The 4037-nt window shown below is 71.8% G+C and carries 2 protein-coding genes; both read right to left on the bottom strand.

The features are described 5' to 3' along the window. Positions 1 to 595: 595 nt before the first annotated feature. Positions 596 to 2014, bottom strand: a complete 1419-nt coding sequence (locus ACSNOH_RS33730) for a sugar porter family MFS transporter (RefSeq protein ID WP_436725259.1) — start codon at positions 2012 to 2014, stop codon at positions 596 to 598. Positions 2015 to 2238: 224 nt separating this feature from the next. After that, a partial coding sequence (locus tag ACSNOH_RS33725; RefSeq protein ID WP_436725258.1) for an AAA family ATPase occupies positions 2239 to 4037 on the bottom strand: 1799 nt, incomplete at its 5' end.

Below are 4037 nucleotides of genomic sequence, written 5' to 3'. Positions count from 1 at the left end.
GAGCATGAGGCCTGCCGCATGCCGCCGGGGCCGTGCTGCGCGCTCGGCGCGGGCGGGCATGGGGCGGGGTGGAGTGGAGTGGTCTGCGCGGCCTCGTGCGGCGCCTCATGCGGAAGCTCATGCCGCGCCCCATGCGGCGCCCCATGCCCGCATCTCGTGCGGACGGCTCTCGCCGTTCTGGCCGGCCCGCGCCGCGCCCCCTAGGGCGCCTCATACCTCGCTCTATGCGCCGCCTCATGCGGACCGTCCGGTGCCATCGGCTCCCTTGCCCGGGACCGTCCCCCGGTCGCCCGCGGCAGCGTCGGCTCCCCCAGGCGTCTCCCCAGGCACGCCCATTGGCGCCATGCCCCGCATGAGGCCGCGCATGAGGCCGCGCATGAGGCGGTGCCGGACCACGGCATGAGGCCCCACGTGGGGCAGCGCATTGGGACAGCGCATGAGGCGCGACCCGCTCCAGGCCCCGCATGAGGCCCCGTGAAGGTGCTGCCGACCCTCCCCGCCGCGCAGCCGCCCCCCCCCGTACGCGAACAGGACGCTGCCCCGGCTCGTCGGTGAGCCGGGGCAGCGTCCTGTTGAGGAGTGGGCGGCGGGGGGGTTAGCCCATCTCCTCCAACGCCTTGCCCTTCGTCTCCTTGACGTACTTGAGCACGAAGGGGATGGAGAGCACGGCGAAGACCGCGTAGATGACGTACGTACCGGAGAGGTTCCAGTCCGAGAGGCTCGGGAAGCTCGCGGTGATGACCCAGTTGGCGATCCACTGCGCGGAGGCGGCGACGCCGAGGGCCGCGGCGCGGATGCGGTTGGGGAACATCTCGCCGAGGAAGACCCAGACCACGACGCCCCACGAGAGGGCGAAGAAGAGCACGAAGGCGTGCGCCGCGATCAGGGCGACCGTGCCCTGCGCGGTCGGCAGGGAGCCGTCGCCGGCCTGTGCGGAGAAGGCCCAGGCCTCAAGGGCGAGGGAGACGGCCATACCGGCGGAGCCGACGATGGCGAGCGGCTTGCGGCCGACGCGGTCGACGAAGATCATCGCGATCACGGTGCCGACGATGTTGATGATCGACGTGGTGAACGAGTAGAGGAACGAGTCGCTCGGGTCGATGCCGACGGACTGCCACAGGGTGGCCGAGTAGTAGAAGGCCACGTTGATGCCGACGAGCTGCTGGAAGACCGACAGGCCGATGCCGACCCAGACGATGGGCAGGAAGCCCGCCTTGCCGCCGATGAGGTCCTTGAAGGTGGACTTCTCCTCGCTGTGCATCGCGAGCTCGATCTCGGCGACGCGCTTGTCGAGGTCGACGCCGTGGCCCTCGACGTCGGCGAGGACGGCCTTCGCCTTGTCGGCCTTGCCGACGGAGATCAGGAAGCGGGGCGACTCGGGGATCGCGAAGGAGAGCAGGCCGTAGAGGACGGCCGGGATGACCATGACGCCGAGCATCAGCTGCCAGGCCTCGATGCCCATGAGGTGACCGCGCTGGTCACCGTCGGCGAGGTTGAGGATGCCCCAGTTGACGAGCTGGGAGACGGCGATGCCGACGACGATCGCGGCCTGCTGGAACGAGCCGAGGCGGCCCCGGTAGGCGGGCGGCGAGACCTCGGCGATGTAGGCCGGGCCGATGACGGAGGCCATGCCGATGGCGATGCCGCCGAGGACGCGCCAGAAGGCGAGGTCCCACAGGGCGAACGGCAGGGCGGAGCCGACGGCGCTGATCGTGAAGAGCGTCGCGGAGATCTGCATGACGCGGATGCGGCCTATCCGGTCCGCGAGCCGGCCCGCGGTGGCGGCGCCGATCGCGCAGCCGATGAGGGCGATGGCGATGACCTGGGCCAGGGCTGCGGAGCCGATGTCGTACTTCCCGCGAATGCCCTCGACGGCACCGTTGATCACGGAGCTGTCGTAGCCGAAGAGAAAGCCACCCATGGCCGCGGCCGCGGTGATGAAGATGACATGGCCGAGGTGGTCCGGCTGGGCCTTGCGGCCCTCGGACCCCTGCGCCGTCGCAGTGCTGGTCAACGTGTACTCCTGAGGCCCGGCGGCACTGCCGGGCGTGGGGGGCTGGCCCCTCAAGTGGGGCATAGGACTTGGGGACCCACCACTTGAAGGTATTAGCAACGCTGCAGACCCTATGTCTTCATTTTCTTAAGTCAATAGGTCGTAACCAAGAAGTTTCCTGCAGGCTTCCCACAGGTTGAGTTCAACACTTGAAGAGGTGAACTCGACCAAGGCCACAAACAAGATCAATGCAGCCGCTGGCTGATCACCTTGGAGACGCCGTCGCCCTGCATCGAGACGCCGTACAGGGCGTCCGCGACCTCCATCGTCCGCTTCTGGTGCGTGATCACGATCAGCTGCGAGCTCTCCTGGAGCTCCTTCATGATCCCGATCAGCCGCTGGAGGTTGGTGTCGTCGAGCGCCGCCTCCACCTCGTCCATCACGTAGAACGGGCTCGGCCGCGCCTTGAAGATCGCGACCAGCAGCGCCACGGCGGTCAGCGAGCGCTCGCCGCCCGACAGCAGCGACAGGCGCTTGACCTTCTTGCCCGGCGGGCGCGCCTCGACGTCCACGCCGGTGGCCAGCATGTCGTCGGGATCGGTGAGGACGAGCCGCCCCTCGCCCCCGGGGAAGAGGCGGGAGAAGACGCCCTCGAACTCGCGGGCCGTGTCCCTGTACGCCTCCGTGAAGACCTCCTCGACGCGCTTGTCCACGTCCTTGACGACCTGGAGGAGGTCGCTGCGGGTCTTCTTGAGGTCCTCCAGCTGCTCGGAGAGGAACTGGTGCCGCTCCTCCAGCGCCGCGAACTCCTCCAGGGCGAGCGGGTTGACCTTGCCCAGCTGCTGATAGGCGCGCTCGGCGGCCCGCAGCCGCTTCTCCTGCTCCGCGCGGACGTACGGGGCCGGGCGGTTCCTGGGGTGGTCCGGGTCCTCCGGGAGCTCCTCGCCCTCGGCCGGCGGGGACGGCGGTACGGGCTGGTCCGGCCCGTACTCGGCTACCAGGCCGGCCGGTTCGACGCCGAGCTCCTCCAGGGCCCGGGCCTCCAGCTGCTCGATGCGCAGCCGCTTCTCCGCGCCGAGCACCTCGCCCTTGTGCACCGAGTCGGTGAGCTTGTCCAGCTCCCCCTTCAGCTCGCGGCCGCGGTTGCGCTCGGCCGCGAGCTCCCGCTCGCGGGCGGTCCTGGCCTCCTCCGCGTGGCGCCGCTCCTCGTCGGCGCGCACGAGGGAGGCCTCGACGTGCGCGAGGAGCTGCCGGGCTCCGGCCGCGACGGCCGCGGCGACCCGGGCCTCGTGCTGCAGCCTGAGGCGGCGCTGCTCCGCGCGGGCCCGGGCCTCGCGCTCGGCGCGGGCCGCACGGTCCAGGCCGTCCGCCCGGCCCGCGAGCGCCTTGACGCGCTCCTCGTGCGTACGGACCTGGAGCCGCGCCTCCATCTCGGTCTGCCGGGCGTTGGCGCCGTCGGCGGCGAGCCGGTCCCGTACGGAGGTGTCGGGTTCGCCCGCGCCCTCGCCCGGGGCGGCCTCTTCGGCGGCGGCGAGGCGTTCAGCCAGTTCCTCGGCCTCCTCGCCGGCCCGTGCGAGGGCCTCCTCGGCGCGGGCCACGGCCGCGGCCGTCCGGCCGGCCTCGTCGGCCGCGGCGCGCGCCTGCCCGGCGAGCCGCCCGAGGGCCTGGGCGACCTGGGACTTCTCCCGGTCGGCGGCGGTGCGCAGGGAGGCCAGCTCCTCCACGCGGGCGGCGCACTCGGCGCGCCGGGCGGCCGCGTCGTGCTGGGCAATCTGCAGGACGGCGCAGCGCGCGTCCAGGTCGGCCAGTTCGGCGGTGGCCTCGTCGACGGCCGCCTGGACCTCCAGGAGACTCGGGGCGCCGCCGGAGCCGCCCTGGGCGAAGTGGGCCCCAAGGAGATCGCCTTCGGCGGTCACGGCGACGGCCCCGGGGCGTTCCGCGACCAGTTCCTCGGCGTCTTCCAGCGTCGCGACGACCACGACGTCGCGCAGCAGCGCACGGACCGCGTCGAGGACGGGGGCGGGGCCGCCGACGAGTTCGAGGG

Origin of the sequence: Streptomyces sp. URMC 127 (genome assembly GCF_051386535.1) — a bacterium.
Lineage (GTDB): Bacteria > Actinomycetota > Actinomycetes > Streptomycetales > Streptomycetaceae > Streptomyces.
Note: the sequence above shows the minus strand (reverse complement) of the source record. Positions and strands in the feature narration are given on the sequence as shown.